This is a genomic window from Wenzhouxiangella sp. AB-CW3, from assembly GCF_014725735.1.
In the GTDB taxonomy this organism is placed as follows: domain Bacteria; phylum Pseudomonadota; class Gammaproteobacteria; order Xanthomonadales; family Wenzhouxiangellaceae; genus Wenzhouxiangella.
Window position 1 is genome coordinate 3,010,672 of record NZ_CP061368.1, and the last position, 24,230, is coordinate 3,034,901.

A 24,230-nucleotide genomic window follows, 5' to 3' on the forward strand; every position below is an offset into this window, starting at 1 on the left:
GATTCATTCACTCCACCCGGTCGACGATGCGCACCAGCTCGCCGGCATTCATCTCCAGCGGATTGGCGGCAACCACTTTCTCGCCAGCCTCCAGCCCGCCAATCACCTCGCGCCAGGCACCCCGGATCACCCCCGCCTCGATCTCGCGTCGCTCCAGTCGATCATCGCCATTGATCAGCATGACAAAGTGCTGGCCTCGTTCTTCTCCGACCGCAACCGAAGGCACGGCCAGCACATCGGGCCGACTGTCGACCAGCAGTCGCGCGCGAGCCAGAAAGCCCGGTCGCAAACCCAGCTCAAGCGCCTCGGGCAGTTCCACTTCCACGGTAATCAGGCGGCTGGTTTCGTCGGCGGCGGGAAAGATGCGCCGAATCACACCGCCAACCGGATTGCCGTCAGCGACGGCATCGACCTGGACAACCACGCTATCGCCCACCCGCAGACCACAGACATCGAGCTCCGACACGCCCAGCCGAGCCACCAGGCTGGACAGATCGGCGATGGCAAACAGCGGCTCGTGACGCGAGATCGCCTCGCCGGGCTCGATATAGCGCTCCACCACGGTGCCGTCGATGGTCGACGTCACGGTGCCGAAATCCACCCGGGTCTGCCACAACTCCAGGTCGGAACGGGCAATCTCCAGCTCCGCGCGCGCGGTCTCGTACTGCGCGGCATCGACGTAGTCGCGCTCGCGCAACTGTTCCATGCGCTGGAAATTCGCTTCCTTTTCGGCCAGCCTCGCCCGCGCCCGCGACAACTCCGCGCGCTGTTCGCGCACATCAATACTGGCCAGCACCTCGCCGGCCTCGACCCGGTCACCCTCTTCGACCCGAACATCGGTGACCACACCATCAGTGCGAGCCGCCAGCCGAATGGTCCGCATGGGTTCAACCGGCGCCGAAAGCCGAACGATGCGCGACAAGTCACGCGAACCCGTCTCCGCGGCACGCACCGGCAGAGAGCGCTCCTGACGCTCCCCATCGGATGCTTGCTCAACAACACCGTCATCACCACTACAGGCGGCCAGCAACAAAACGCCCGTAACCAGGGCAACAGGAATCCGAAAACCAAATCTCATCGCGTTGTTCGATAGCACAAGACTACAAACGTTCAATGATATTCCCATTTCCGCAACAAACCATGAACACACCTTGAACAAACCCTTAACCAGACCCACCCATCCACCCCACCCCACCATCTACCACCCCCCCCACTTCACACTTCACACTTAACACCCAACACTTAACACCATCCCCTCAATTGACCGGCCGACCAGTTAGCGATACAATCCCCCCCATGACCGAACCCGCCACCCGCGACGCCGAACAAACCCGCGCCCGCATACTCCAGGCGGCCTTCGAGCTGTTTGTCGACCAGGGTTTTGCGGCGGTGACCATGCGCGAGCTGGCCGAGCGATCGGGCGTGACCAAGAGCCTGATCCATCACCATTTCGGCAACAAGGAAGCGTTGTGGGACGCGGTCAAGGAACTGGCCTTTTCGCGTTACTACGAGAGCCAGAAGCAGGAACTGGAGCAAGCCGGAGTGCCGGACGCCGATCTGCTCAGAAACGGCGTGGTGCGCTATTTCCGGTTTCTTGCCGACAACCCGCAGGTGGTGCGACTGTTTACCTGGGCGCACCTGGAAGGCGACTCGAGCTGCGTGCACATGGATGCCGAGCTCGTCGGTCTCGGGGCCGAGCGGGTGCGTCAAGCCCAGGAGGCCGGCCTGTTGCGCGACGACGTCAATCCCACGCACGTGGTCACGACCTTCATCAACGCCTGCACGCAATGGTTCGCCACCTGCGAACACCATGCCGACTGGCCCGGCATGGGGAACGACGAGCAGTATCTCGACGACTTTCTGAAAATCTTCATGCGCGGACTGCAACCGGACTAGGCGCCGGTCGGAGAGGATGACTCATGAATACCCGGATCCCAATTTCGAATTCCCTTGCCCAGATAACTGACCGGCCGGCCAGTTTACGATGGCGATGGGCCTTCACGGCGGCTGTTTTCGTTTTCGCTCTTGCCCTCAGCGGATGCCAGCGCAATGCGGATCCGCAGCCACTGACCGATGAGCTGTCTCGCCAGCCGGTACGCACGGCAGCAGTGGAGTCCGCCGACGATGCCACCACGCTGCGCCTGCCTGGCGTGACCCGGGCCATTCAGCGCGCCGAGCTGGCCTTTCTGCAGGGCGGACACCTGGCCGAGCGCCGCGTTCGCCGCGGCGAACAGGTCAGTGCCGGTGATGTGGTGGCGGTGCTGCACAATCCGGCGCTGATGCCCGGGGTCGAGTCGGCCCAGGCCAGGGTGCGCGAGATCGACCGCCAGATTGAACAACTGGAACGGGAGACACAGCGTCTGGAGCGGCTGCATGAGCGTGGCCTGGTGGCCACCGACGATCTGGACCGCACCCGTTCGCGCCGCGATGCGCTGAGCGAGTCCCGCCAGGCCGCCGCATCGGCCCTGGACGAGGCCCGCGACCAGCTCAAGGAAGGCAGTCTTCGAGCCCCGTTTTCGGGGCAGGTCGTCGCCCTTTTGGCCGAACCGGGCCAGCATGTGGCGGCCGGACAGCCCATCGTGTCGATGGTCTCAACCGATCGGCTGGAAGTGGCTGTCAATGTGCCGGCGCGGCTGGCCGGCATGTTGAGCGAAGGGCACCCGGTCACGGTGCAACAGGCCGACCAGGCCGCCACACTCACCGCCGAAATCACGGAAGTCGGTCCGGCGGGCGCCGGTCATCCGGCCGAGGTTATCGTCAGTCTGCCGGCCGAACCGGCGCCGAACTGGCGCACGGGGTTGCCGGTACAGGTCACGATCACGTTCGATGGCGACACCCTGCTGAGCGTGCCGATGGCTGCCGTCATCCGCCCGGCTTCCGGCTCACCGCGCGTGTTTCGCATCAACGGGGACACGGCCGAACGCATCGAAGTCATTCCGGGTTCGCTGCGCGATGGTCGCGTAACGGTCAACGGCAGACTGGAGGCCGGCGATGAAGTCGTTGTTGCCGGTCACGGGCGCCTGCTTGACGGTGATCCGGTTCGGGTACTGCCATGAACCTGATTGTCTCGGCTTTCGAACGCAAGCGCCTGGTCCTGGCGGCTGTCGGCCTGCTGTCGGTCATCGGCCTGGCCGCCTGGCTGGGCATGGACCGCCAGGAAGATCCATTCTTTCCCTACCGCTACGGTCACGTACTGGTTCATTGGCCCGGCGCCGAAGCCGAACGCATGGAGCGCCTGGTGCTCAACGTGCTCGAAGAAGAGGTTGCCTCGGTCGACGAAATCAACGAGATCAACGGAACAGCACGGCTCGGCTTTGCCCACGTGATAGTCGGCATGGAGCAGCACGTCTATGACACCGACACGGTCTGGGACCGGATTCGCGTGGCCGTGGACGAGGCGGCACGCCGTTTTCCCGATGGCGTGACCGACATCGAGATCCGAGACCGAACCATGGATACCCACGGCGTGGTGCTGGCCGTGACCGGCAGCGATGACCTGCTCGAACTCCTCGAGGCGGCCCGACAGCTCAGACGCGACCTGTTCCGGGTGCCGGGCATCGGCCGCATCGACCTGCTGGGCGATCCCGGCGAGCAGTTGCTGGTCACCCTGGATGATGCACGTGCAGCCGAACTGGGCCTGACCCACGATCAGGTGGCCGCACAACTGGCCGAACGAAACCTCGTCGCCCCCGGCGGCACGCTGGCCGCCGGGGATCGCTACCTGGTCCTGCGTCCACTGACCGACTTCGATGCGGTCGAGCAACTGGCCGACACCCCCATCGCCACAGCCAATGGCGACCAGGTCCGGCTCGGTTCGTTCACCGACATTCGCCTCGGCCCCAGCGAACCGGCCGCCCCGCGCGTGTGGCATGACGGTCGCCCGGCAGTCACCCTGGGCATCGTCATACCGGAAAGCCGCACCAACGCAGTGCGATTCGGACAGCAACTGCGAGAACACCTTGACGATTTCAGACCCGGCTACGAACCACTGCAGATCGAAGAAATGTTCTACCAGCCGCAGTGGGTGGAAAAACGCATTGCCGAGCTGGGCCGGTCGCTGCTGATCGGGGTGATCATCGTGGCCAGCCTGTTGCTGGCCGCCATGGGCCTGAGACTGGGCCTGGTCGTGGCCGGATTGCTACCGCTGGTCACCATGAGCGCGCTGGCCATCTACGCCATCGGTGGCGGCGTACTGCACCAGATGGCCATTGCCGGCATGGTCATTGCTCTGGGCATGCTGGTCGACAATGCCATTGTCATGGTCGAGAACCTGCAGTGGCACCTGGACCGCGGCAAACAACGCGCCCAGGCCGCACAGGCTGCGGTGCGTGAACTGGCCGGTCCGCTGGCCGCAGCAACGGGCACCACGCTGGCCGCCTTCACCCCGCTTCTGCTCGCCTCTGGCGATACCGCCGACTTTACCCGGGCCATTCCCATCATGGTCATGCTGACCCTGGCCACCAGCTACCTGTATGCGATATTCGTGACGCCGACCCTGGCCGCCCCGCTGCTCAAACCCGGAGCCGGGCAGCATTCGGCGCGGATCGAGACCGTCGGCCGGCGGCTCGGCCATCTGGCCGTGGTCCGGCCGGTGCCGATACTCATCGCCGCGATCGCCATCGTTGGCATTGCCGTCGCAATGAGCGGTCTGATGCAACGCGACTTTTTCCCCAGCACCGATCGCAACGAATTCATCATCGACCTGAGCTTCAGTGAAGGCACTCGCGTCGAGGCCACCGCACTGAAGGGCAATGAACTGGCCACGCTGATACGAGACCTCGAGGGCGTCGAAGCCGTGCATGTGTTCGCCGGATTCGGAGGCCCCCGCTTCTACTACAACCTGATCGACACACCGAACTCTCCGCACCTGGCTCGCCTGGTCGTGATCACCGACGACGAGTCACGCATCGCCGGGCTGCTGCGCTGGACCCGACGGCACGCATCGGAACTGGCGCCGGAAGCCCAGATCGTGGCCCGCCGTCTGGGCCAGGGCCCACCGATCGACGCACCCATCGAGGTGCGTCTATTCGGAGACGATCTCGGCAAGCTGGCAACCGCCAGCGAACAGGTTATGACCGCCGTTCGCAACACGCCCGGCGCGGTCGATGTTCGCCACAGGTTGGGCGAAGGCATTCCCACGCTGTCGTTTGAAATCGACGATTCCGAGGCGGCTCGCCACGGCATCAGCCGACGCCAGATTGCCGATACCCTGGCAGGGGCTTCGATGGGTCGAGAATTTTCGACCTGGCGAGCCGGACGCGAACCCGTGCCCATGCGCCTGCGCAGCCCCGAGGGCGAACAACTGCCGCTGCCGGCACTCGACGGCCTGCAAGTCGAAGGCAACAACGGCAACGTGCCGCTGGCGCAACTGGTCCGCACCCGCCTGAGCCTGGAACCGGCCGTAATCGAGCATCGCGACCTGCAACGCAAGACCGCGGTGCTGGCCGAAACCGCCGAAGGTGTGACCTACGGTCAGGTCATCGACCGCCTGATGCGGCAACTCGATGAACTGTCTCTGCCCGATGACGTGCGCATCGAACTCGGCGGGGCCGCCGCCGAAGCCGACACCGCCAATACCGCGCTGTTTTCCACGCTACCGATCGGGGTATTGCTGCTGCTGGTGTTTCTGCTGTGGCAATTCAATTCCTTCCGGCTGGTTTCGCTGGTGCTGCTGACTGTCCCCCTGGCGGCCGCCGGCGTCATCCCCGGCCTGATTCTGGCCGGTCAACCCTTCAGCTTTACCGCCACGCTGGGCGTGGTGGCCCTGATCGGCATCGTGGTCAACAACGCCATCGTGCTGCTGGATGTCATCGGTCGGCACCGTGCACAGGGCCTGACCATGGACCAGGCCATCAGCCACGCCGTGGGGCGACGCATCCGGCCCATCCTGCTGACCACCGCCACCACCGTCGCCGGCCTGCTGCCCCTGACCTTCACCCAGTCCACGCTCTGGCCACCCCTGGCCTGGGCCATCATCTCCGGCCTGCTGGCCGCCACCGTGCTGACCCTGCTGGTCATCCCGGCCGCCTACCGACTGCTGATGAAAGGGTCCGTGCCCGGAGCGCGCCTCTGATCAAAGTCATCACCTGTCATCGGGCAGTCATCAAAGTGCAATAGCGTGAGGTTTTGCATTACAAAGCCAGACCATCATGTCGCGTTCTTCACGCTCTATTATTATGGGACAGCCCACTGGCGACCCGACCAGCTGGGAGCAGGATGACCTGCACGACTCACGCCTGCTGTTCAACCGGGAAATCAGCCTGCTCACCTTCACCCGGCGTGTGCTGGAGCTGGCCCGCGACGAACAGATTCCGCTGCTCGAGCGCCTGCGATTCCTGTGCATCTCCTGCACCAATCTCGATGAGTTTTTTGAAGTGCGCGTGGCCTCAATCCGACAGCGCATGCAGTACGGCGCCACTCAGCCCGGACCCGACGGGCTGACACCGCAGGACACGCTCGCCGCCATCCGCAAGACCGTACTGGAATTGATCGAGACCCAGTACCGGGTCCTCAACAAGGAACTGATGCCAGCACTGGCCGACCAGGGCATTCACGTGGTCCGCCGCGATGAATGGACCAAGCGTCAGAACCGCTGGCTGCACCATCACTTTCGCCGCCAGATCATGCCGGTACTCAGTCCACTGGGACTGGACCCCGCGCATCCATTCCCGCGCATCCTCAACAAGAGCCTCAATTTCGCCGTCACCCTGGAAGGGCGCGATGCATTCGGGCGCGACTGCGGCATCGCCCTGGTGCGTGCACCGCGTTCACTTCCCCGCATCATCCGTATCCCGCGCAGCTACTCCCGCGGGCCCAATGACTTCGTGTTTCTTTCATCCATCATCCACGCCTTCATCGACGAACTGTTTCCCGGCATGAAAGTTCGCGGCTGCTATCAGTTCCGCGTGACCCGCAACAGCGAACTGTTCGTCGACGAAGAAGAAGTCGAGGACCTCGCCAGGGCACTTGAAGGACAACTGTTCGGACGCGGCTTTGCCGAGGCAGTCAGGCTGGAAGTGGCAGACAACTGTCCGGCGGCCACGCTCGAGTACCTGATGAAACACTTCGACCTGGGGGAGTCCGATACCTATGCCTGCGACGGCCCGGTGAACCTCAACCGAATGATTGCCGTGTGCGATCTGACCGAAAGGCCGGAACTGAAATACCCGCCCTTTCAGCCACGCACTCCGCCTCAGCTTGAGCGTCATGACCTGTTCACGTCCATTCGGCGACGGGACTGGGTGTTGCACCACCCCTATGACAGCTTTCAGCCAGTACTGGACCTGGTTCATCACGCCACATCCGACCCCCAGGTACTGGCCATCAAGCAAACCCTGTATCGGACCGGCACAGACTCACCGCTGGTTGCCCTGCTGATCGAGGCTGCGCGCGCCGGCAAGGATGTCACCGTCATCGTCGAGCTGCGCGCCCGTTTCGATGAGGAAGCCAACATCTCCCTGGCCACGCGTCTCCAGGAAGCCGGCGTACAGGTTGTCTATGGAGTCGTCGGGCACAAGGCCCACGCCAAGATGATGTTGATCGTGCGCCGCGAGGGCAATCAGCTTCGACGCTACGCCCATTTGGGCACGGGCAACTATCATCATGGCACCGCCAGGGCGTACACTGACTGGAGTCTGATTACGGCAAACAGCGAAGTCTGTCAGGATGTCCATCGCGTGTTTCAGCAAATGACCGGACTGGGCAAGGTGCAGGCGCTCAAGCACATCGTCCAGTCTCCGTTTGCCCTGCATGATTTCCTGCTCAAACGCATCGAGCGCGAGGCCAGGAATGCCCGCGAGGGCAAGCCGGCCCTGATCGCGGCAAAAATGAATTCACTGACAGAGCGCAACATCATCCGTGCCCTGTACCGTGCCTCGCGCGCCGGCGTGACAGTGCGGCTGGTCGTGCGTGGCATCTGCTGTCTGCGGCCGGGCGTGTCCGGCCTGTCGGAAACCATTCGGGTCCGTTCCATCCTCGGCCGCTTCCTGGAACATAGCCGCATCTTTCACTTTGCCAACGACGGCGCTCCGGAAACCTTTGCTGCCAGCGCCGACTGGATGGAGCGCAATCTATTCCAGCGCGTGGAAACCTGCTTTCCGATTCTTGACGCCGAAGCGGCGGAGCGAGTGCGGGCCGAAAGCATCGACCTGGCCTTCGATGACCGCGTCGTGGCCTTGGAACTGCAACCCGACGGGACCTATCACCGTGTGGGCCCGAAGAAGAAATCAGCCGAGGATGCGCAGGAGCTCCTGATCAGGAAAATCTGCCATGCCTGATCCCGGACTGTTCGCCGCCATCGACCTGGGCAGCAACAGCTTTCACATGCTGGTAGCGCGTCGTGAACATGGCGAACTGCGTGTCATCGATCGTCTCAAGGACATGATCCGCCTGGCCGGTGGCGTTGACGACCAGGGTCACCTCAATGCCGAAACGCATCACAAGGCGCTGGCCAGCCTGGCGCGCTTCGGGCAGCGGATCGCAGACATTCCCAGACACCAGGTCCGGGCCGTGGGCACGCAGGCCTTCCGCCAGCTCGACAACCTGCATGGTTTTCTCGTGGTCGCCGAAACCGCACTGGGATGTCCGATCGATATCATCAGCGGTCGCGAGGAAGCACGGCTGGTGTACCTGGGCGTCTGTCAGGCCACACCCGACCCCGGCCGCCGCCTGGTGATCGATATCGGCGGTGGATCCACCGAGCTGGTCATCGGAGAAGGTCCAGAGCCATTGGCTGCCGAAAGCATTCCCTTCGGTTGCGTGGGGATGATGCAACACCTGTTTGCCGACGGGCGACTGACCCGAAAACGCTGGAAGCAGGCAAGGCAACTCGTGCAGACCGAACTGCTCGATATCGAGAAGACATATCGCGAGCTGGGCTGGCAACAGGCAATCGGCAGTTCCGGCACGCTGCGGGCACTGGAATCAATGAGTGCAAGTCAGTCCGGCGAGGCTAGCAGATCTTTCGCTCAGTCGGATATCGAACAGCTTCGAGAATTGATACTGAAAGCCGGACATGTCGATGCGCTGGACCTGCCAGGCCTGTCGGTGCGGCGGCGTCCGGTCATCGCCGGTGGCATGGTCATCATCGAGGCCATCATGCAGCACTTCGATATCGAGTCACTGGCGATCTCGCCCCATGCACTGCGCGAAGGCGTGCTGCATGACCTGCTCGGCCGCCTGTCGGAACAGGACCCTCGACTGCGCTCGATTGAGGCCATGGCCCTGCGATACCAGTGCGACCGGGACCAGGCCGAGCGTGTGCGTGACTGGGCAATGCAGGCCGCCGAACAGATCACCGGCGACTCCGCCCTGCACCGGACCCAACTGGAATATCTCGACTGGTCGGCCCGGCTTCACGAACTGGGGCTGGCGATTGCCCATGATCGCCACCACCTGCATGGCGCCTACATCGTCAAGCATGCCGACCTGCCGGGCTTCAGTCACCAGGAGCAGCAGTTCATGGCCACGCTGATCGGCTGCCACCGTGGCAAGCTCGATCCTTCACTGATCGAACAACAAGCACCCCGACACCAGCAGGCTCTGCGCCTGCTGATCGCCGCGCTCAGACTGGCGGTCACGGTTTGTCGCGCCCGGCGCGACGCCGATCTGCCGGATTTCGGGCTGGCACTCAATGATCGGACGCTGACGTTGCGCATGCCGTCCGGCTGGCTGGAATCCCATCCCCTGACGATGCAAGGTCTGCTTCAGGAGAAACGACAACTTGGCAAGTTGGGCTTCGATCTTGAGTTGCGCGACCTGCCCAAGCATCAGATGCCTACTGACCAAACTCAGACATAAACGTCCCCGAAGGAAACCTACTGACCTCGCCGGTAAGAGACAAGCAGACTGACCACCTGGTCGTAAAGTGCGGTAAACGCCATGTACTCCACCGGCGTAGTGGTCTGATAGATGGCATCGAGCAAATCGGTAGGCCGGTAACAGCCCGTATTGCGTGGCGGGCCCAGTGAACACTGCCGCAGAACCAGTGGGTGCTGCTCACCATGGCAGCCCCCGGCCTCCCGGCAGATCAACGCAGCCGCGGCCAGAAAGCTGGCGTCGAAGTAAAAATGGTAGCTACCCTCGTCTCCCGGAATCGGAGGTTCTATCAACTCGGCGCCACGCAAATACAGCTTCGACAACGCCGAGGCAACAAGACCCTCGTCCAGCACACTCAAGGCCTGATCCAGTTGTTCGATGATCTGTTCACGCGCCTGATCCTGGGCGCCGACACGGTGCAACTCCTCTATGTTCTCCCATTGCAGCTGCCATTGGGGTCGAATGCCCGGCGCCTCATGCTGCGCTGACTCATCAAGCAGAAGAAGCGACTCTTGCTCAAGATCAGCACCCACCTCATCGATGAACTCGCGGCACAACTGGGAAAACACCGCCCGGGATTCCATTCCGGGCATCTTCTCTCGAATCCGGTCGAAATCCACTTCGCGCTCACCCGATGCCGGCCCCACTTCCTCGCACCACTGTTGCCACTGCGTCTTGTTGGCATACACCCGACGCTCACTCCAGCCGTAGATCAGCGCGGCCTCCCGCAATACATCCGCAATGGACTTCCCCTCCGAATACGGATCGGGTGCCGGTTGCTCCCGAACAACGCGCTGATCCGGTGAGACTGCTCTTCTCGCGGGAAAGCCATGCGAATCATCAGAGGCCCTGGCAGGTGGCTCCTTGCCCCCATCATCCACACTCTCAGCGGCAAACGACTCATCCTCAAGCTGGACGCCATCCGACTCCTCCGCCGGCCCGTGCAGCCGCCACCACACCACTGCAATGACGACAAGAATCGCCACGGAAACGCCTGTAACCGGTCTCCAAGCCATGCTTTCTCCCCGTGAGGTCACCAATACACCCCCTCGATTCCTGCTACTGTTATTAACCCGGCAGGTTCCTACTGATCAAGTTCGGAGATGAAGCGATTCAGCCCGTCTCGATAGGTATCACCCGAAGCGAGAAAACCGGTGTTGTGATCGCCGCGGATCTCCAGCAGCGTGCCGCGCTCGCCGGCAGCCTCGTAAAGCCGTTGTCCGTGTTCGAAGGGAATGATCTCGTCATCCGGGCTGTGGACGACCAGTACCGGCATCGCCGCCTCGGCGACGGCCTCGCGGGCGTTGAAATCCAGCCTTGCCAGCAACCGTACCGGCAACCACCAGTAGAGCTCGGCGCCGATATCGGGCACCGAGGTGAAGGTTGACTCCGTAATCAGGCCCGCGGCTTCCACTTCGCTGGCCAGGCGGGCGGCCACGGCACCACCCATTGATCGCCCGAAAAGGATCACCTGGTCAGCTTCAGCCCCCTGCTCTTCGAGCAACCAGCGCCAGGCCGCACGGGCATCTTCATACAAGCCGGCCTCGGACGGGCTGCCGGTGGACTGGCCATAACCCCGGTAGTCGAAGATCAGCACTTCCAGACCCAGATCGTGGAATATCTGCAGGCTGTCCAGGCGATGCGAAATGTTGCCGGCGTTGCCGTGATGGAACAACAAGGTCGCGCGCGCATCGGCATGCGGCAACCACCATCCGTGCAGGGTTTCGCCATCGGCTGTTTCGAAGTTTAGCTCGCGGTATTCAAGACCGATGTGCTCGGGCGTGGCCACCAGGTCACGTCCCGGCACACCGGGCAGAAACAACAGCCGCGGCTGGAACAGATACAGCAGCAACAGGAGCGCCCCGTAGGCCAGCGCCAGCATCAGCAGAAATCTCAACATGGCCAGACTCCGTTGCCGCGATGATTACCCTTGCAAGTCAGCCAACCTGTCCTCAGCCCTCGAGCTTGGCACTCTGCTTGTCAATCCAGTCCTTCATGCGCTGTTCAAGCGCACTCAGCGGCATGGGGCCCTGGCTGAGAATATGGTCGTGGAAGTCGCGCAGGTCAAAATCCTCGCCCAGCTCGTCCTCGGCCTGTTCGCGCAATTCGCGAATCAGCAGCTCACCGGTCTTGTAGGCCAGTGCCTGGCCCGGCCAGGAGATGTAGCGCTCGACCTCGGTGCGTACGTTGTGGGTCGAGAGCGCCGAATTCTCCAGCAGACAGGCCTCGGCGTCGGCCTGGCTCCAGCCGAAGTAGTGCAGACCGGTATCCACCACCAGGCGACAGGCACGCCACATTTCATAGGTCAGCCGCCCAAAATCCTCGTAGGGCGTTTCATAAATGCCCATCTCGATCGCCAGGTGCTCGGTATACAGTGCCCAGCCCTCGGAAAAGGCCGTGATGCCGGAGTTGCGCCGGAAATCCGGTACATCGTCCAGCTCCTGGGCCAGCGCGATCTGGTGATGGTGGCCGGGCACACCCTCGTGCACCGTCAACGCCGGCAATTCATAGAGCGGCCGCTGATCGAGGCGGTAGGTATTGACCATGTAGCCACCGGCCACGCCGGCTTCCAGATTGCCCGACCAGTACCTTCCGGTGGTGTAATTGGGCGCAATGCTTTCCGGCACCGGCCGCACCCCGTAGGGCAGACGCGGCAGATTGCGGAAAAAGCGCGGCATCTCGTCATCGGCCCGCTTGGCGATCCACGCCGCATGCATCAGCAACTCGCGTTCGGTCTCGGCGTAGAAGCGCGGATCCGTGCGCAGGTAGTGCAGGAACTCCTCGAAACTGCCCTCGAACCCGGCCTGCTCGATCACCTCTTCCATTTCGGCACGAATGCGCGCGACCTCTTCCTTGCCGCGTTCGTGAATTTCCTCGGGCGTCGTGTCCAGGGTGGTGTGATGGCGAACCAGCGCACGGTAATACTCGCGTCCTTCGGGTACGGCGGAAATGCCCACGGACTCGCGTGGCTCGGCCAGATACTCCTCGCGGAAGAACCGCAGCAGCTCCCGGTAAGCCGGCGCGACCTTGTCCTCGATGGCCTGGCGCATGGCCGACTCCACTCGTTCGCGTTCGCCGGCGTCAACCCGACTCGGCAAGGCCTCAAGCGGCAGCAGCAGCGTGTGATCCTCCACATCCTCAGCAGCCAGCGACTCCAGTTGTTCGACCACCCGTTCAGCCACCAGTCCGGGCTGCACAAAATCGCTCTCGATCCCGCGCTTGAGCCACGCGGTCCGCTCGGCCAGAAAATCCGGCAGCGCTTCGAGCCGACGCAGCCAGGCCTCGGCCTCGGCAATCGATGAAGGGCGCGTGCTGCGTGCAAGATTGAACGGCTGACTGAAAAAGCCGGAGTCGTTGGTAAACGAAACCCGCTGCGGCTCAAACTCGGCCAGCGACAGGCGCGAGGTCAGCAGGTGCTCCATCAGGGCGTAGGTAATACCATCGCTTTCGTCGAGCTCGTCGACGCTGATGGCTTCCAGCCGCTCCAGAAACTCCGCCTCGCGCTCCAGCTTGGCCGCCAGGGTTTCGGGCGAATGATCCGGCCAGCGACCGGCCGCATCCAAGTCCCCCTGCTCGCCGGCACGGATCGGATTGTGCTCCAGCTCGTGCGCCTCGAACTCTTCAACCAGGCGATCAAAAGCATCCTCGTCGGCAAGCGCCGGGGCCAGAAACATCGTCATTAACAAAATGCCGCTCAGCAAGCGCATGAAAAACTCCAGTCAGAAAATACAGATGCCAAAGGATACGCGATTGCGATAGCGGGCCGAAAGTACCGGCAGGCACCGTCACCCGCGCAATACACCAGCCGATATTTGCCAGATGCCGCATTTGCCACTATCATAGTGCGGCTCGGGACTACCCCGAACCACTACAGTGGGCGATTAGCTCAGCGGGAGAGCACTGTCTTCACACGGCAGGGGTCGCTGGTTCGAACCCAGCATCGCCCACCACTTCCCCCCTCTTTTTCTCCTCGGATTCAGGGCCTGTTCGGCCATAATGTAAGCTGTTTCCGCCCCCAGTAAGCAGGCACGGCATGTGGACGACTCCCGACTTGTGTGACGCGCACGCCGAGGAAATCGACGTGGTCACCGGAATTGGCTGGCAACACTTTGGGGCCGTTCGTCGCTTTGGCGGCCCGGCGGCCACGGTCAGGTGTTTCGAGGACAACTCCCGGGTCAAGGAAGCGCTGGCAGAGCCCGGCAAGGGTCAGGTGCTGGTGGTTGACGGCGGAGGTTCGGTGCGGCACGCGCTGATCGGCGACATGATTGCCGCCAGGGCGGCGGAAATGGGCTGGGCCGGTGTGATCATTCACGGCGCCTGTCGCGACGTGGAGGTACTGGCCGGCATAGAAATCGGCATCATGGCACTGGGCTCGGTACCGGTCCGGAGCGTGCGGCGTGGCGAGGGGCAGTTCGGAATCGTGGTGAGTCTTGGTGGCGTGCGCTTTTATCCCGGCGACCACGTCTACGCCGACGAAAATGGCATCATCCGCGCCAGCCGGGCCCTGGTCTGATTCATGATTTCCTTCAGTTCTTGCTGATCCCGTTTGATCCGGTCATCCGGGGTCTACCCGCCCGTGGCATAAATCTGGACTCGCGGGCTTGCCAGACGAACCCGATATTACCGCTCCACTGATCGCTTAGCCGGCCGAAGGGTGACCAGCGCGATGCCGATGAGAATGGCCAGGCCAGAAAGCAGCAGGCGCAGGGTGACGGGCTCGGCCAGCAGCAGCACGCCGAAGATGGCGGTAATGACCGGTACGCTGAGTTGGCTGACCGCGGCAGTACTGGTTTTCAAGTATTTCAGGGCGGCATACCAGATGACATAACCCAGCCCCGATGCCAGGGCACCCGAAGCCACGGCAAGCACGGCGCCGGCCAAGTCGATGCGCGCCCAGTTCAGAAATGCGGCCGAAATCAGGATCGCCGGCAGGCTGGCCCGGAGAAAATTGGTTGCCGTGGTCTGGACCGGATCGCCCGTCCCCCGGGCCAATAACGTGTAAATCCCCCAGGCGATGCCGGCCGCGATCATCAATGCGGCACCGCCCGGCGGGGGAGCGGCCAGGCCCGGCAACAACAGCCACACCAGTCCCGCGGTGGCCAGCACGAAGCCGGTCCACTGGCGCAATGAAAGCGGCTCACCCCGAAAAAGCGCCCATCCGATCATGGTGATCTGCACCGCACCGAACAGGATCAGTGCGCCGGTGGCTGCAGTCAGGCTCAGGTAGGCCAGCGAAAAGGCCAGTGCGTAGACCAGCAAGGCCAGGCCTGGTGGCCAGCCGCCAGTGGACTCGGCGGCTCGCACTCTCAGGCGCAGAATCAACCACAGGACGCAGGCACCGGACACAATCCGCAATGTTGTGAACGACACCGGGTCGATCGCGGTTTCGGTCAGCGCCAGGCGCGCCAGAATGGAATTGGCCGCAAAAGCGGTCAGCGCCAGCGCCGTCAGTACTGGAACATGAAATGCTTTCACCGCGATACCGCCTCGCGCAGCATGCCCTCCAGTCCGTTGAGCTTGACCTCGTACATCAAGGCCAGCTGCCGACCGAGCTTGCTGTCGGGAAACCCCTGGCGATGAAACCAGGCCAGGTAGGGCTCGGGCAGGTCCAGCAGACGCCGGCCCTTGTATCGCCCGAACGGCATGGTCTGGTTCATCGCCTCCAGCAGGTCCTGCTGAGTCATGGTCTCGCTGCTAGTCATACTGTCGTGCAAACCAGGCCAGGGCGATACCCCGTCCGATCTCGGCCAGGACGATCAGTAGCACCAATGCATCCAGCGGAACCGTGTCAAATGCCGCCCATATGACAACGACAATGGACCACAGGGTCATGGCGCAGGCGTAGGCAACTGCCATGGCCTTGAGCTGGATCAGTTGGCGCAGCTCGTCCAATCCCTTCAGGTAGTGCGCGTGAGCCCAGGCTGTGGCCATCACCGACAACGGAACCGCCACGATCCACACGAAGCGCGGAATGACAATGTCAGGCTCGGCACGAATCATGATGACCGAGACGATGAGCACGCCCAGGGCGGTGTGGGTCTGCCAGACCAGTCGCCTGCCAGCCGATTCGCCCATGCCATAGAAACCCAGAAACAGCAGTGTCTTGTAGGGCCAGGACGCCTTGTCCTCGGAGTCGTGGTTGTTCATGACTCATCCTCGTACTGAAAAATGTCCTCGATCCGGCAATCGAACAGGAGCGCCAGCCGGAATGCCGTGGGCAGGGCCGGATCGTATTTTCCCTTCTCGATGGCGTTGATCGTCTGGCGCGACACTCCGAGCCTCTCGGCCAGCGCCTGTTGGGTCCAGTCCCGCTCCGCGCGCAGGACCTTGAGTCGATTCTTCATTGAACGTCTTGCAACCCCAGTCGTAACACGCGCCCCGGCCAGCCAGCAGGACACGCGGACCGTGGCGGCAACCGGCATCTCCGGGGAACAGGCTACTTTTGTATAGCACGCTTGACATTTAGTCAAGTTCGACTATCCTGATGTGTAAAGCATACTTGATATTTAGTCGAGGGTATTTGATATGAAACTCATCAATTCAGGTCAACGGCCATGATCGGCGGATGGATGCTGGTGATCGGTCTGGCCGTAGCAGGCGGGCCTGCGAACAGCCCCGCACTCGAGCCCTGTCACGTCACCGACCTGCCGGCCAGGGCGCTCTGTGGAAGCTACGCGGTGTCGTCGAACAGTGCAGACGATGCCCGAGTGGAGCTGGCCTTTACGGTGGTTCCGGCCCGGCCCGACCGGCGCAGCGAGGATGCGGTGCTGATACTGGCGGGTGGGCCGGGGCAGGCAGCCCGGGACCTGGCTGGGCCGACGGGAAGATTGCTGGCGAAGACGGGCAAGCGACGCGATCTGGTCTTCGTCGACCAGCGCGGCACCGGCGAATCCATGCCCCTGGACTGCCCTGACTTTCCGACCGAGACCAGCGTCCAGGCGCAAAAGGCTTGGGCCGGGCGATGCCTGGACACAATCGACTTTGCCGCCGCGGACTTCAGGCCTCGGGATTTCTCCACGCTGCGTTTCATCAAGGATCTGGAATCGGTGCGCCTGGCCCTGGGATACGAGCAATGGAACCTGTTCGCGGGCTCCTATGGAACCCGCGTGGGCCAGCTTTACATGCGTGAGCATGCTGGCGCCATCCGCAGCGCCGTGCTCGACGGACTTGCCCCCATGGGCATGGTGGTGGGTGCCAGCATGGGTGCGGATGCACAACCGGTACTCGGTGCCCTGTTCCAACGCTGCCAGGCGCAGGCGGGCTGTCGAACCGCCTTTCCGAATCTGGAATCACGCTTTCGATCCCTGATCGAGGAACTAGAACGAAGCCCGGTGAAGGTGACATTCGATCACCCGGACACCGGTAAGGCAATGGAGCGTGAACTGGATCGGGACGGCCTGGTCACGGTACTGCGCGGTCTGCTGTACCAGCCATCCATGCAGCGGCTACTGCCGCTCATGCTGCACCAGGCTACAGAAGGGGATTTCCGGTCGCTGATGGCGCTGACAGAACAGTTCGAGGTGCGCTACGACGAACAGATGTCGTTCGGGCTGACGGCCACGGTTCTTTGCAGTGAAGACATTGGACGTTTCGGGCGCGAGGCCGTACCGATGACCGAACATGAATCCTTCGTGGGCAGCGCCCAGGTCGATTTCTGGATGGCAGTGTGCGAGCAGTGGCCGCGTTACCAGGTGCCCGATGACTTCGATAACCCAGTCACGGGCGATATTCCCAGCCTGCTGATCTCAGGCGAACTCGACCCGGTCACACCGCCGCGCTACGGCGAAGACGTGATGGCTGGACTGGACAATGCCCGCCACCTGGTCATACCCGGGGGCGGACACACGGTGGCCTTTGCAGGTGGGCGCTGCATGCGAACCCTGCTCAACGAGTTCTTTAACGATCCGCGCCCGAAAGCACTGGATGCCGAATGCAAGAAGCGCCAGCAGGCAGCACCGCTGTTGACTCACCGGACCGGCTACCTGTCGGGCAACAAGAGCAAAAATCATGATTGAGATGAAAGCCGTAGAGAAACGATATGGTGCAACCTCAGCTCTGGCGGGGTTCGATTTTCGTGCCGAAGACGGCATGATCACCGGCCTGCTCGGCCCCAACGGGGCGGGTAAAACCACAGCACTTCACTGCCTGTGCGGCCTGGTCCGGCCCGATGCCGGGCAGATTGGCGTTGATGGCATGAATCCGGCAACCGATCCGGTCGATGTTCGTCGCCACCTCGGCCTGGTGCCCGACCGCGCCGGCAACTATCCACGCCTGAGCGTCAGGGAACATCTCGAGTACTTCGGTGGCCTGCAGGGCCTGACGCCGTCCGATCGCGCGGCAGCCATCGATCGGGTAGTCGCCGAGCTGGAGCTCGGCAGCATTATTGATCGACGGGCCGAGGGCTTTTCGCAGGGCCAGCGGGTCAAGCTCAATCTTGCCATTGCCCTGCTGCATCGCCCGCGCAACCTGGTGCTCGACGAACCCGGTCTCGGACTTGATGTCATGAGCACCCGGGCCCTGAGGCAGGTGCTCATGGGTCTGCGTGAACACGGGCATTGCATCCTGTTTTCCAGTCACGTCATGCAGGAGGTAGCCGCGCTGTGCGACCGAATCGTGGTACAGGTGGCCGGTCGCAACGTGGCCACGGGCTCACCAGAAGAGCTGTGCGATCTGGCGGGTGAGCCCCTGCTGGAAGATGCTTTCGTAAGACTGGCCGGCGAGGAGGGCATCGCGGCATGAACCATTCAATCATTGAAGTGGTGCGCAAGGAACTCAAGGACGGCCTGCGTGATCGTCGCTCCATGACCGGCGTTGTCGGCTATGCACTTCTTGTGCCCCTGCTCCTGGCCATGATGCTCAATGCCGCCGAACAACAGCAGGCGGAAGGCCCCGGCGAGGTCAAGATCGTGAACAAGTCGGCAGCACCGGGACTGATGGCCCACCTGCGAGCCGAAGGCTACGAACTGGTCGATGCACAGGGCGAGCCGGGCTCGGACGTGCGCCCGGAAAGGCAACGCCCGGCCTTGCGGGTCGATCCCGAGTTCGGCGCCCGGATGGAACAGGGCCGGCCGGCACGGGTGTTCCTGATGGTAGACAGCCCCCGCGATGAGTCGGCAGCCGACCGCCTGGACGAGACCATCGGTGCCTATGCTGCCGAGCTGGCTCAACTGCGCCTGCAGTCACGTGGTGTATCGCCGGAGTTGATACGTCCTGTGGATATCCAGCGCCAGGACTTCTCGACACCGGCACAGCGTGCCGCGCAGCTGCTGGGCATACTCGTATTCTTCTTGCTGATGGCGCCATTCGCTGCCAGCATGAGCCTGGCCATCGACATGCTGGCCGGAGAACGCGAACGGCGTTCGATGGAATTACTGCTGGTACAGCCTGTTGCTCCCTGGCACCTGGCCACCGGCAAATGGCTGACGGCCGCACTCTTCGGCCTGGCAGGTACAGCCCTCATACTGGTGGCTTCGGGCCTGATCCTGCCCCGTGTTGATGTCAGCAGCCTGGGCACGATTCTTGACCTGCCCCTGGAACAGCGCTTGCTGCTCGGCGTGGCCATCGCCCCACTGGCCTTTCTTGCCGCAGGGCTACAATCCCTGCTCTCCCTGTTCGCGCGCAGCTACAAGGAAGCGCAGTTCTACCTGTCCGGCCTGATGTTCCTACCGATGATGGTCTTGTTCGGACTGGACTTCCTCGGCATCGAGGAGGGCAACTGGCAATCCCTGACGCCCGTCGTCGCGCAGCATGAACTGGCCATGGAAGTGTTGCGCGGTACTGTACCGACGACCATCAGTTTTGTTGCAGCCGCCGTGCCGACTCTTGTGCTGGCAATCCTGCTGACCGGGCTGGCCGCCCAAATGCTCAAGCGGGAACGGGCAGTGTCGGCATAGGGCGCTCCTGTTGCTATTGACCCGGCACGAATGTGGATCGCATCCTGGGCAGACTTGCTGTAAACTCCATTCTACTTACCTTGGTTTACGGAACTGCGCCTGCACGGGACCCGCATCATGTCTTCGCCCCATCCAGCCGCAACCGGACATGGCCCGGTACGCAACGACTGGCAGCACGACGAGGTTCACGCCTTGTTTGCCCTGCCCTTCAACGACTTGCTGTTCGAGGCACAGCGGGTTCATCGCATGCATTTTTCGCCCAGCGAGGTGCAGATTGCCACGCTGCTTTCGATCAAGACCGGTGCCTGCCCCGAAGACTGCGCCTATTGCCCGCAAAGCATTCGCTACCACACCGGCCTGGAACCCGAGCGCCTGATGCCGGTGCAGGATGTCGTTGCACAGGCAGAAGCCGCCCGTGATGCCGGGGCAACGCGATTCTGCATGGGTGCCGCCTATCGCAGCCCGAAAGACCGCGACCTCGAAACCATCATCGAGATGATTCGCGAGGTCAAGGCGCTGGGCATGGAAACCTGCGCCACGCTGGGCATGCTCAAGCCCGAGCAGGCATCACGCCTGTCGGACGCAGGCCTGGACTACTACAACCACAACATCGACACCTCGCCCCGGCACTACAAGGACATCATCGGCACACGCACCTTTGGTGACCGGATGGAGACTCTGCACAACGTGCGGACTGCCGGCATCAATGTCTGCTGTGGCGGCATCGTCGGAATGGGCGAGACCCTTGGCGACCGGGTCGAGATGCTGCGCATTCTGGCCAATTTGCCCGAACACCCGCAGTCGGTACCCATCAATCAGCTGATCCGGGTACCCGGCACGCCGCTGGAAGATGCCGAGCCGGTCGATCCCTTCGACTTCGTACGCACGATAGCCGTTGCCCGCATCCTGATGCCCCACTCCCACGTGCGACTGTCTGCCGGTCGCACCGAGATGAGCGACGAGATGCAGGCCCTTTGCTTTCTTGCCGGCGCAAACTCCGTGTTCTACGGCGACAAGCTACTGACCACAGACAACCCGGACGAGCACCACGACCACAGACTGTTCAAACGCCTGGGGATCCGACCCGAGCCCGTCCATCATTCCACCTAGCAAGCCCCTTGCCCGGAATCTCAACACCGAGAAATGACAACGGCCACCCGTGGTGGCCGTTGTCGAAGTGCATGCCTGATGTCAGATGCTTAGAAGCGCTTGCTGAGACTCAGGAATGCCCGGCGTCCGATCAGGTCGTGGCCGGACTGCACCACGATGTTCATGCGGGCCGGTCCCGTGCCCTGGCCAATCAGGGGCGGGGCCTTGTCCAGCACATTGACCACGCCCAGCGTCATCGTCCAGTCATCACGGTCGTAGGACACCGAGAGATCGTGCTGGATGTAGCTGCCGATAAAGTCGATCTCACGACAGCGCACACCATCCGGCGCACCCAGGATGCCGCAGGCATTGGCCGGGCTCGGATCGGCGAAATCAGGCGTGTCCAGCTGCTGACCGCCGCCGATGTAGCGCATGCGCCACAGGCCGGTCCACGGACCCGTCTCCAGCGAGGTCGCCAGATTGCCGCGCCATTCCGGCGTGCCGATGGTGCCGGCGTAGTCGACAGTGGGCGAATCGGGGGTGACCTGTTCCTTCTGCTCGAGCAGATGGGTGACCGTGGCCGTGACGTTCAGGCTGGCACCATTGAGGAAGTCGCCAAGATCCGTGCGGAAGCGGCTGTTGAAGTCAAACCCGCGCGAGGTCAGCTTGCCGATATTGATAAAGGCCGCATCGACGTTGGTGATGACCGCCGTGGCCGGATCACCCGAAGCACGCCGAATGCGCTCGCAGTTGGGGTCGGCCAGATCCGGGGCACCGCCATAGCACTGACTCAGGATCGCTGACGGGCTGCTTTCACGCAGGGTGTCATTGATCTCGATATCAAAGTAAGTGGCCGAGAACTGCCAGTCATACCGGGTCGACCAAGGCTGCGAGAAGACCAGCCCAAGAGTGAACGAGTCCGAAGTTTCGGCATTGGCATCCGGGTTGCCACCCGTGGTGGTCGGAATACCGGTGGTGGCCAAAAGGCCCAGCTGGGTCGGGTCCACGCCATCGGCAACACAGTTGGCCAGCAACTCGCTAGTCCGGTTGTCCAGCGCCGGATCGTAGTTGCCATCACTGTCGCGGGCATCGTTTGGCACACGGCACGGGTCAAGCGTACCGGCAATGGTACCGGCCTGACCGGCCAGGAACTGCTCTCGCAGGTTGGGGGCGCGGAAGGTGGTGCCGTAAGTGCTGCGGAAGCGCAAGCTGTCTGTCGGCTGATAGTCGGCCTTGATGCTGTAGGTGAACTCCGAGCCGAAGTTCTCTTCGGAGGTGTAACGACCCGACAGGTTGAGGGCGAAGGTATCGTGCAGCGGAATTTCGGTTTCTGCGAACATTTCCCACAGCGAAGTCCTGCCGATGGTATCCCCTTCCACATCCGGCACTTCGGATGAAGCAAGGCCCTGGCCGCGCACGACATCCGTTTCCGAGGCAATGCGCTGTTCACGGAACTCGGCACCCAGCACAAGACCGACCGTGCCGGTGGGGATATCGAACAGGTCACCGGTCACAACGGCCGAGGCCATGGACTGCTCAAGCTTGGTCTGGGTGATCGAATTGCCGAACAGGAAATCGGCTTCTTCCTGTGTCGCAAACGTGCCGTCACCGCCGGCTGCGGTAAACAGTGTAGGCGAGAAGAAGTTGGCCACGACACAGCCCGGCGAGTTCGGGAAGCCGAAGTTCAGGGTATCGTCATCGCGGATACCACAGACGAGTTCGCCATCGGCATCCATGCGCATGGTGTAAATGGACTCACGCAGGTGCGGATCGATCATGACACGCTGCTTGGAGGTACCAAAGCTGCGATCGTAGGATACCCAGGCGTCATAAACCCAGTTACGCTCACCCAGCCCGCCGAAGTCCAGGTCGCCTTCCATGCCGCCGACGAAACGGAAGTTGGAGACCTCCGAACCGCGACGCTGGTCCAGGTCCTGGATGCGCAGTACCGGCAGGGCGTCCTCTCCGAACGGATTGAGCGGATTCTCGACCAGGACTGGAGCTCCGGACTCATCAACTATGATGTTGCCGTTCTCGTCCTCCTGGGGAATGAATCCCGGAATACCCGGAAACACCTGCTCGCGAGGAAACACACCTTCGGAGTTGCGTGATGCGTAGGAGGCTTCGAAATACAGCGTGTCGCGACTAAAAAGGTCGACATCCTGATGACCGGTCGTGAAGATATTGAAACGCTCCAGCTCTTCAAGGAGGTTGCCTTCGCGCTCGGAAAGCTGCAAGGTGTATTCATCGGTGGTGCGGAAGTTAATGCCTTCGTCGAGCAGATCGCCACCGGTAATCCAGTTGTCGGGCAAGCCCGGGCTGTTCATTCCCGGCGCGTAAAACACGAATCCTCCCGCACTGCCCACAAAGGCGGAATTGGCCGGCCGATTGTCACGGCAGGCAGAATAGACGTTGCCGTCGTCACCAATCTGATGGCTGCGCAGGCAATCGTTGTAGTTGGGACGGTTGCCGACAATGACAGAACTGCGATCGAAATACTCCAGCGCAACGGTAAAGTTGCCCCGATCGTTGGAGGAGCCGCCAACCAGTCCGATCTGGGTAATGTCACCACCAGAACGCTCTGGAGCAGTTCCAAATGCGGTCAACTCCAATCCATCCATATCACTGCGCAGAATCACATTGGCCACGCCGGCCACCGCATCGGCACCATAGATCGAGGATGCACCATCGGTCAGAACCTCCACCCGCTCAATCAGCGAACCGGGAATCAGGTTAAGGTCCGGCGCAACGGGTGCACCTCTGACACCGGCGGGTGCCAGGCGACGACCGTTGACCATCAACAGCGTCCGCTCGGCCCCCAGGCCGCGTAAAGCCACGGCTTGTCCACCCAGACCGGTGGATGAAATACCTTCAACCGCGGCGGTGGGTGAACCTGCCGTGACCGATCCATCGAGCTGTTCGCCGGAAACCACCGTCGCGTCTGAAATGATCGAACCGGCATCAACCAGCCCCAACTGCCGGGCTTCACCGGCATCGATGACTTGCAGCGGAGAAATCGAGGTGTATTCGTCTCGTCGCAACCTTGAGCCGGTTACCACCACACGATCTTCAGTCTCATGTTCGTCGTCCTGCTCGGCGACCGCCTCGTCCACCTGGGCCCAGGTTGGCGATGCCGGCATCAACGCACCACCGGCCAGGGCCAGTGATGACGCCACAAGGGTATATAAGGTTTTATGTTTCACGGTTCTCCTCCCGTTGGGTTGGTGCAATATCCGCACAGCAGTGACCAGTTGTGAGGCCAACCGGCTGTCGCGGCAGGATTGACTGGCAAGCAATGGGGCAGGTTTTCTTGTTCTAGTTTGTGAAGACACGCCCGAAAATGGACGTGTATTCCGACTTCAGCTCCCCTCACAAAGTGAACCCGGCTACACAGGAAAACAATGACGCATCCCCATCAAAGTGCTGCAAAAT

The 24,230-nt window shown here is 62.3% G+C and carries 19 protein-coding genes and 1 tRNA gene; 11 read left to right on the forward strand and 9 right to left on the reverse strand.

Annotated features, from left to right (window positions below; genetic code table 11):
- Positions 1 to 7: 7 nt before the first annotated feature.
- Positions 8 to 1,078 carry an efflux RND transporter periplasmic adaptor subunit gene (locus IC757_RS13035; protein ID WP_190974733.1) on the reverse strand — a complete coding sequence of 357 codons (1,071 nt, stop codon included), beginning with the start codon at positions 1,076 to 1,078 and terminating at the stop codon, positions 8 to 10.
- A 218-nt stretch (positions 1,079 to 1,296) separates the two neighbouring features.
- Here IC757_RS13035 and IC757_RS13040 point away from each other — a divergent pair, with 218 nt between their 5' ends.
- The 5 genes from IC757_RS13040 to IC757_RS13060 all read left to right on the forward strand — a co-directional run bounded on the left by IC757_RS13040 (position 1,297) and on the right by IC757_RS13060 (position 9,798).
- Positions 1,297 to 1,896, forward strand: a complete 600-nt coding sequence (locus IC757_RS13040; RefSeq protein WP_190974734.1) for a TetR/AcrR family transcriptional regulator — start codon at positions 1,297 to 1,299, stop codon at positions 1,894 to 1,896.
- A gap of 23 nt (positions 1,897 to 1,919) precedes the next feature.
- Positions 1,920 to 3,056, forward strand: a complete 1,137-nt coding sequence (locus IC757_RS13045) for an efflux RND transporter periplasmic adaptor subunit (RefSeq protein WP_190974735.1) — start codon at positions 1,920 to 1,922, stop codon at positions 3,054 to 3,056.
- Entirely contained in the window at positions 3,053 to 6,073 is a 3,021-nt protein-coding gene (locus tag IC757_RS13050; RefSeq protein WP_190974736.1) for an efflux RND transporter permease subunit, read from the forward strand. Before IC757_RS13045 ends, IC757_RS13050 begins: the two co-directional genes overlap by 4 nt.
- 103 nt (positions 6,074 to 6,176) lie before the next feature.
- On the forward strand, positions 6,177 to 8,276 hold the full coding sequence (ppk1, locus tag IC757_RS13055; RefSeq protein ID WP_190974737.1) for a polyphosphate kinase 1: 2,100 nt from the start codon (positions 6,177 to 6,179) through the stop codon (positions 8,274 to 8,276).
- On the forward strand, positions 8,269 to 9,798 hold the full coding sequence (locus IC757_RS13060) for a Ppx/GppA phosphatase family protein (protein WP_190974738.1): 1,530 nt from the start codon (positions 8,269 to 8,271) through the stop codon (positions 9,796 to 9,798). The genes ppk1 and IC757_RS13060 overlap by 8 nt, the downstream gene beginning before the upstream one ends.
- Before the next feature lie 17 nt (positions 9,799 to 9,815).
- Here the strand turns inward: IC757_RS13060 and IC757_RS13065 are convergent, their stop codons facing one another.
- The 3 genes from IC757_RS13065 to IC757_RS13075 form a co-directional block, all read right to left on the reverse strand.
- Complete coding sequence (locus IC757_RS13065) at positions 9,816 to 10,802, reverse strand: hypothetical protein (RefSeq protein WP_190974739.1); 987 nt, start codon at positions 10,800 to 10,802, stop codon at positions 9,816 to 9,818.
- 98 nt (positions 10,803 to 10,900) lie between these two features.
- Entirely contained in the window at positions 10,901 to 11,716 is an 816-nt protein-coding gene (locus tag IC757_RS13070) for an alpha/beta hydrolase (protein WP_190974740.1), read from the reverse strand.
- Between the two features lie 52 nt (positions 11,717 to 11,768).
- Entirely contained in the window at positions 11,769 to 13,523 is a 1,755-nt protein-coding gene (locus IC757_RS13075) for a DUF885 domain-containing protein (protein ID WP_190974741.1), read from the reverse strand.
- Between the two features lie 168 nt (positions 13,524 to 13,691).
- Between IC757_RS13075 and IC757_RS13080 the strand changes: the two genes are divergently transcribed.
- A tRNA-Val gene (locus IC757_RS13080) sits at positions 13,692 to 13,766 on the forward strand.
- 83 nt (positions 13,767 to 13,849) lie between these two features.
- Positions 13,850 to 14,329 (forward strand): ribonuclease E activity regulator RraA, encoded by a 480-nt coding sequence (gene rraA, locus IC757_RS13085; RefSeq protein WP_190974742.1) that lies wholly within the window; start codon positions 13,850 to 13,852, stop codon positions 14,327 to 14,329.
- Between the two features lie 107 nt (positions 14,330 to 14,436).
- Here the strand turns inward: rraA and IC757_RS13090 are convergent, their stop codons facing one another.
- The 4 genes from IC757_RS13090 to IC757_RS13105 are packed head-to-tail and all read right to left on the reverse strand — an operon-like array spanning position 14,437 to position 16,160.
- Positions 14,437 to 15,291 (reverse strand): DMT family transporter, encoded by an 855-nt coding sequence (locus tag IC757_RS13090; RefSeq protein ID WP_190974743.1) that lies wholly within the window; start codon positions 15,289 to 15,291, stop codon positions 14,437 to 14,439.
- Positions 15,288 to 15,500, reverse strand: coding sequence for a DUF3820 family protein (locus IC757_RS13095; protein ID WP_190974744.1), 213 nt, complete (start codon positions 15,498 to 15,500; stop codon positions 15,288 to 15,290). Before IC757_RS13095 ends, IC757_RS13090 begins: the two co-directional genes overlap by 4 nt.
- A gap of 10 nt (positions 15,501 to 15,510) precedes the next feature.
- Positions 15,511 to 15,963, reverse strand: a complete 453-nt coding sequence (locus tag IC757_RS13100; RefSeq protein WP_190974745.1) for a hypothetical protein — start codon at positions 15,961 to 15,963, stop codon at positions 15,511 to 15,513.
- Positions 15,960 to 16,160 carry a helix-turn-helix transcriptional regulator gene (locus IC757_RS13105; protein ID WP_190974746.1) on the reverse strand — a complete coding sequence of 67 codons (201 nt, stop codon included), beginning with the start codon at positions 16,158 to 16,160 and terminating at the stop codon, positions 15,960 to 15,962. Before IC757_RS13105 ends, IC757_RS13100 begins: the two co-directional genes overlap by 4 nt.
- A gap of 210 nt (positions 16,161 to 16,370) precedes the next feature.
- Here IC757_RS13105 and IC757_RS13110 point away from each other — a divergent pair, with 210 nt between their 5' ends.
- From IC757_RS13110 to bioB, 4 genes are all read left to right on the forward strand, one after another.
- Positions 16,371 to 17,831: an alpha/beta hydrolase gene (locus tag IC757_RS13110; RefSeq protein WP_190974747.1), complete on the forward strand. Its 1,461-nt coding sequence runs from the start codon at positions 16,371 to 16,373 to the stop codon at positions 17,829 to 17,831.
- Entirely contained in the window at positions 17,824 to 18,555 is a 732-nt protein-coding gene (locus IC757_RS13115; protein ID WP_190974748.1) for an ATP-binding cassette domain-containing protein, read from the forward strand. Before IC757_RS13110 ends, IC757_RS13115 begins: the two co-directional genes overlap by 8 nt.
- Positions 18,552 to 19,709 carry an ABC transporter permease gene (locus IC757_RS13120; RefSeq protein ID WP_190974749.1) on the forward strand — a complete coding sequence of 386 codons (1,158 nt, stop codon included), beginning with the start codon at positions 18,552 to 18,554 and terminating at the stop codon, positions 19,707 to 19,709. Before IC757_RS13115 ends, IC757_RS13120 begins: the two co-directional genes overlap by 4 nt.
- A 117-nt stretch (positions 19,710 to 19,826) precedes the next feature.
- Positions 19,827 to 20,819 (forward strand): biotin synthase BioB, encoded by a 993-nt coding sequence (bioB, locus tag IC757_RS13125; RefSeq protein WP_190974750.1) that lies wholly within the window; start codon positions 19,827 to 19,829, stop codon positions 20,817 to 20,819.
- A gap of 89 nt (positions 20,820 to 20,908) precedes the next feature.
- Here the strand turns inward: bioB and IC757_RS13130 are convergent, their stop codons facing one another.
- The gene (locus IC757_RS13130; RefSeq protein WP_190974751.1) at positions 20,909 to 24,001 is read right to left on the reverse strand and encodes a TonB-dependent receptor plug domain-containing protein; all 3,093 of its coding nucleotides are present in this window, start codon (positions 23,999 to 24,001) and stop codon (positions 20,909 to 20,911) included.
- Positions 24,002 to 24,230 lie beyond the last annotated feature (229 nt).

What these genes read in the sequence shown, in the direction of transcription:
- IC757_RS13095 (WP_190974744.1), bottom strand. Translation starts at nt 15,500, where the DNA reads ATGACTCAGCAGGACCTGCTGGAGGCGATGAACCAGACCATGCCGTTC.
- IC757_RS13040 (WP_190974734.1), top strand. Translation starts at nt 1,297, where the DNA reads ATGACCGAACCCGCCACCCGCGACGCCGAACAAACCCGCGCCCGCATA.
- IC757_RS13110 (WP_190974747.1), top strand. Translation starts at nt 16,371, where the DNA reads ATGATCGGCGGATGGATGCTGGTGATCGGTCTGGCCGTAGCAGGCGGG.
- IC757_RS13100 (WP_190974745.1), bottom strand. Translation starts at nt 15,963, where the DNA reads ATGAACAACCACGACTCCGAGGACAAGGCGTCCTGGCCCTACAAGACA.
- rraA (WP_190974742.1), top strand. Translation starts at nt 13,850, where the DNA reads ATGTGGACGACTCCCGACTTGTGTGACGCGCACGCCGAGGAAATCGAC.
- IC757_RS13070 (WP_190974740.1), bottom strand. Translation starts at nt 11,716, where the DNA reads ATGTTGAGATTTCTGCTGATGCTGGCGCTGGCCTACGGGGCGCTCCTG.
- IC757_RS13045 (WP_190974735.1), top strand. Translation starts at nt 1,920, where the DNA reads ATGAATACCCGGATCCCAATTTCGAATTCCCTTGCCCAGATAACTGAC.
- IC757_RS13105 (WP_190974746.1), bottom strand. Translation starts at nt 16,160, where the DNA reads ATGAAGAATCGACTCAAGGTCCTGCGCGCGGAGCGGGACTGGACCCAA.
- ppk1 (WP_190974737.1), top strand. Translation starts at nt 6,177, where the DNA reads ATGGGACAGCCCACTGGCGACCCGACCAGCTGGGAGCAGGATGACCTG.
- IC757_RS13035 (WP_190974733.1), bottom strand. Translation starts at nt 1,078, where the DNA reads ATGAGATTTGGTTTTCGGATTCCTGTTGCCCTGGTTACGGGCGTTTTG.
- IC757_RS13060 (WP_190974738.1), top strand. Translation starts at nt 8,269, where the DNA reads ATGCCTGATCCCGGACTGTTCGCCGCCATCGACCTGGGCAGCAACAGC.
- IC757_RS13115 (WP_190974748.1), top strand. Translation starts at nt 17,824, where the DNA reads ATGATTGAGATGAAAGCCGTAGAGAAACGATATGGTGCAACCTCAGCT.
- IC757_RS13075 (WP_190974741.1), bottom strand. Translation starts at nt 13,523, where the DNA reads ATGCGCTTGCTGAGCGGCATTTTGTTAATGACGATGTTTCTGGCCCCG.
- bioB (WP_190974750.1), top strand. Translation starts at nt 19,827, where the DNA reads ATGTCTTCGCCCCATCCAGCCGCAACCGGACATGGCCCGGTACGCAAC.
- IC757_RS13120 (WP_190974749.1), top strand. Translation starts at nt 18,552, where the DNA reads ATGAACCATTCAATCATTGAAGTGGTGCGCAAGGAACTCAAGGACGGC.
- IC757_RS13050 (WP_190974736.1), top strand. Translation starts at nt 3,053, where the DNA reads ATGAACCTGATTGTCTCGGCTTTCGAACGCAAGCGCCTGGTCCTGGCG.